The organism is Tabrizicola soli, assembly GCF_015999335.1.
Lineage (GTDB): Bacteria > Pseudomonadota > Alphaproteobacteria > Rhodobacterales > Rhodobacteraceae > Tabrizicola > Tabrizicola soli.
The window spans coordinates 1-3,806 of record NZ_JAEACP010000049.1; the positions used below are offsets into that span (position 1 = coordinate 1).

General features: G+C 61.1%; 5 protein-coding genes. 1 reads left to right on the forward strand and 4 read right to left on the reverse strand.

Features of this window, described 5'->3' with window-relative positions; genetic code table 11:
- Nucleotides 1-70: 70 nt before the first annotated feature.
- The 3 genes from groL to I7S92_RS22910 all read right to left on the reverse strand — a co-directional run bounded on the left by groL (nucleotide 71) and on the right by I7S92_RS22910 (nucleotide 2,402).
- Entirely contained in the window at nucleotides 71-1,699 is a 1,629-nt protein-coding gene (gene groL, locus I7S92_RS22900; RefSeq protein ID WP_197647806.1) for a chaperonin GroEL, read from the reverse strand.
- A 44-nt stretch (nucleotides 1,700-1,743) separates the two neighbouring features.
- Nucleotides 1,744-2,031 (reverse strand): co-chaperone GroES, encoded by a 288-nt coding sequence (locus I7S92_RS22905; protein WP_062563235.1) that lies wholly within the window; start codon nucleotides 2,029-2,031, stop codon nucleotides 1,744-1,746.
- Nucleotides 2,032-2,165: 134 nt separating this feature from the next.
- Nucleotides 2,166-2,402: a hypothetical protein gene (locus I7S92_RS22910; RefSeq protein WP_197647807.1), complete on the reverse strand. Its 237-nt coding sequence runs from the start codon at nucleotides 2,400-2,402 to the stop codon at nucleotides 2,166-2,168.
- A gap of 150 nt (nucleotides 2,403-2,552) precedes the next feature.
- Between I7S92_RS22910 and I7S92_RS22915 the strand changes: the two genes are divergently transcribed.
- A complete protein-coding gene (locus I7S92_RS22915) occupies nucleotides 2,553-3,287 on the forward strand; it encodes a Crp/Fnr family transcriptional regulator (RefSeq protein WP_197647808.1) in 735 nt (244 codons plus the stop codon).
- Between the two features lie 58 nt (nucleotides 3,288-3,345).
- On the opposite strand, the gene I7S92_RS22920 is transcribed toward I7S92_RS22915, so the two are convergent.
- Nucleotides 3,346-3,534: a hypothetical protein gene (locus I7S92_RS22920; RefSeq protein WP_149139751.1), complete on the reverse strand. Its 189-nt coding sequence runs from the start codon at nucleotides 3,532-3,534 to the stop codon at nucleotides 3,346-3,348.
- Nucleotides 3,535-3,806 lie beyond the last annotated feature (272 nt).

Sequence of the window (3,806 nt, forward strand, 5' to 3'; positions counted from 1 at the left end):
TGCTCGGTGTTTGTTTTCATTAACACCGTGGATTGGTGTCCGGGGGCTCCTGCCCGCGGGACGCCGCCGTTCACATCATTCCGCCCATGTCGGGCATTTCGCTGCCGGCACCGGCCTTCTCGGGCTTTTGCGCGACCATCGCTTCGGTCGTGATCAATAGCCCGGCAATGGACGCGGCGTTTTCCAGTGCGATCCGAACGACTTTCGTCGGATCGATGACACCGGCCTTCAGCATGTCGCCGTATTTTTCGGCCTGAGCGTCGAAACCGAAGTTTGGGCTGTCGTTCTCGATCACCTTTCCAACCACAACCGATCCGTCGACCCCGGCATTTTCGGCGATCTGGCGCAGCGGTGCCTGGATCGCGCGGCGGACGATCTTGATGCCGGCATCCTGATCATTGTTCTCACCCTCCAGCGTCGCGAGCACCTTGCCAGCGTGAACCAGGGCCACGCCGCCGCCGGGCACGACACCTTCCTGAACCGCAGCGCGGGTGGCGTTCAGCGCGTCGTCGACGCGGTCCTTGCGCTCCTTCACCTCGATCTCGGTTGCCCCGCCGACCCGGATCACGGCAATGCCACCGGCAAGCTTGGCGAGCCGTTCCTGCAGCTTCTCCTTGTCGTAGTCCGAGGTGGTGTCCTCGACCTGCGCCCGGATCTGCGTCACGCGCGCCGCGATAGCACCTTTGTCGCCGGCACCGTCGATAATCATCGTGTCATCCTTGGTGATCGTGACCTTTCTGGCGGACCCGAGCATGTCCATGGTGACGTTCTCCAGCTTAGTGCCCATTTCAACGGAAATCACCTGACCGCCCGTCAGCACGGCGATGTCTTCCATCATCGCCTTGCGGCGATCCCCGAAGCCCGGTGCCTTGACGGCCGCCACCTTCAATCCGCCGCGCAGCTTGTTGACGACCAGCGTCGCCAGCGCCTCGCCCTCGATATCCTCGGCCACGATCAGAAGTTGCTTCTCGGCCTGAATCACAGCCTCCAGCAACGGCACCATGGATATGAGAGAGGTCAGCTTCTTTTCGTGAAGCAGGACGACGCAGTCTTCCAGCTCGACGACCATTTTCTGAGCATTCGTGACGAAATAGGGGCTCAGATAGCCGCGGTCGAACTGCATGCCTTCGACCACTTCGGTCTCGGTCTCCAACCCCTTGTTTTCCTCGACGGTGATCACGCCTTCCTTGCCGACCTTGGCCATCGCGTCGGCGATCTGCCGACCAATCTCGAGTTCTCCGTTGGCCGAGATGGACCCGACCTTGGCGATCTCGTCGCTATCACCGACCGGTCTGGACATGGTCTTGATCTCGGCCACGACTGCGGCCACCGCCCTGTCGATTCCGCGTTTGAGATCCATCGGGTTCATGCCGGCCGCAACCGACTTCATACCTTCCCGGACAATCGCATGAGCGAGTACGGTTGCCGTGGTGGTTCCGTCGCCGGCCTCGTCGTTCGTGCGCTGCGCGACCTCCTTGACCATCTGGGCGCCCATATTCTCGAAATGATCCGAAAGCTCGATCTCCTTGGCGACGGTCACACCGTCCTTGGTGATGCGCGGCGCACCCCAGGATTTATCGAGAATGACGTTTCGGCCCTTTGGGCCGAGGGTTATCTTGACGGCATTTGCCAGCGTGTTGATGCCTTTTAGCATTCGGTCGCGGGCGTCGGTACTGAATCGAACTTCCTTGGCGGACATGGTGTGAGTTCCTGAGGCTGAGGTTGACGTGAAAGGTTTCGGACTCAGGCGATCACGCCGAGAATGTCGCTCTCCTTCATGATCAGAAGGTCTTCACCATCGAGCTTGATCTCTGACCCGGACCATTTTCCGAACAGGATCCGGTCGCCGGCCTTGACGTCCATCGGGATGCGCTCGCCGTCCTCGCGCCTTCCTCCGGCGCCAACGGAGACGACTTCGCCTTCTTGAGGCTTCTCCTTGGCAGTATCTGGAATGATGAGGCCGCCCTTGGTCGTCTCGTCGCCTTCGATACGGCGAACGAGCACCCGGTCATGGAGGGGAGTGAATGACATCGATGTGCTCCTTGTCGAGGTTTGGTTGGCGGAACTGGCCGGGTCGAATGCCCGGCTGCATTGTGCGCAGGTCCGCCGTTACCTATTGTGTCTCCACTCCGAGAATTCGGATCGACACCCCCGTCCCGAGCGGTTCACGGCCGTCGAACCGAGTTTCCGCCCGCGATGATCGCGTTGATCATTTCGGCGACGGCCCGGTGCCTTTCCATTTCGAGTTCAGTGCCAACGGCATTCTCATGGGTCGCCGCGGCGTCGCGCAGAACCCCCACAATCTCTTGCTCCGGCAGCACCCCGCGATCGTTCAAGGCAAGCAGGAGCGCCTCGCAGATTGACAGGGCGGCCTGGCCTGCATGTTCGCTCGCAGTCGACATCTGGCGTCCCTTCCTTGGCATCGTGATCCCCGTGGAAGGCGAGTTTCAGATACATCCGTACTTCTCGCAGGAAGTGCTCTATGCTGGACTGATCCAGAGCAGTGTCCGGACCGATTTCCGCTCCTGGGTCACGGCACGCCGGGAGCCTTCATGACATCAGCCGAACACAGCCCCCTGACACGCAAGCTCTCCGCCTTCGTCGCCCTGTCGGAGGTCGAGCTGGTCGTGCTTGAACGACTGCATGAGCGTCGTCGCTCATTCGTCGCGGGGCATGACATGGTGCATCAGGGGCAGTCGGCTCAAGCCGCGTACATTCTGTCGTCGGGTTGGGTTTGTTCCTACAAGCTCCAGGCCGACGGGACGCGGCAGATCGTGGATTTCCAGGTTCCGGGGGATTTTCTGGGATTGCGCAGCGTCCTGTTGCGCACTTCGGATCACAGCTTCGAACCCATCGTTGACATCGAGGCCGCCGAAGTGCTGGCGAGCGACCTTATCGATGCCTTCGCGCGGACGCCGCGCCTCGCGACCGCCATACTCTGGGCAGCGTCAAGGGACGAAGCGATGGTCGTGGAGCATCTGGTCGGGATCGGTCGGCGTGATGCGGACGCCCGAATGGCGCATTTCCTGCTCGAACTGGGATCGAGGCTTGCGCTGGTTGGAATAGGCAGCAAGGAAGGATTCGACTGCCCTCTGACGCAATACCACCTCGCCGATACGCTGGGGTTGAGCGCGGTCCATGTGAACCGCGTCCTGCGGCAGCTTCGCGAGAGTGGACTGGTCACCTTTCGGGACGGCCGCGTTACGTTTCACGACTATGGTGGGCTGGTAGACCTTGCCGAGTTCGATCCGGAATATCTGGACCAGACTGGGCCGCTACTGAAATGAGAGGGCCGCCCTCCCTTGCTCGGCAGGCGGCCCCAGTGTTCACGTCAGACGCCGGAGGTTACGCGAGGGCGTGGGTCGCCGCATCGAGTTCCTTGTTGGTCTCGGCGTCGTTCTTCGCGGTGTTGGCCTTCTCGGCTGCTTGGTAGTGCTTCAGCGCCGCATCCTTCTTCGGACCAGCGGGTGCCTTGTCCCATGCGGCTTTCACGGAGGTCATCTTCTCGGCGGTCTTGGTCTGTTCGGGAGTCATTGGGATTGTCCTTTCCTGGACGATCCGAGAATAAGAAGCGTGTCGACATGCCGACCTTTGGGGATCGACACGCCCACACGCTTCTCGGGTACTCGGAAAAATGCACCACCGAATGTTCGGCGGGCACGACTCAACTAGCCGATGTCAGCGCCACGCCGCACTGACGCAGGTTAGCCCCGGCGCCTGCGGAAGGTTGATTGCCTCTGCGCTTCTCAAGTCACCGCAGTTTGCTGGTGGGAAATCCTCAGCCAGCTGTCGTCATCGTTGAGGTA

Bases quoted from the DNA above. Each gene is read 5' to 3' on its own strand.
- I7S92_RS22915 (WP_197647808.1), top strand. From the start codon at position 2,553: ATGACATCAGCCGAACACAGCCCCCTGACACGCAAGCTCTCCGCCTTC.
- groL (WP_197647806.1), bottom strand. From the start codon at position 1,699: ATGTCCGCCAAGGAAGTTCGATTCAGTACCGACGCCCGCGACCGAATG.
- I7S92_RS22920 (WP_149139751.1), bottom strand. From the start codon at position 3,534: ATGACTCCCGAACAGACCAAGACCGCCGAGAAGATGACCTCCGTGAAA.
- I7S92_RS22910 (WP_197647807.1), bottom strand. From the start codon at position 2,402: ATGTCGACTGCGAGCGAACATGCAGGCCAGGCCGCCCTGTCAATCTGC.
- I7S92_RS22905 (WP_062563235.1), bottom strand. From the start codon at position 2,031: ATGTCATTCACTCCCCTCCATGACCGGGTGCTCGTTCGCCGTATCGAA.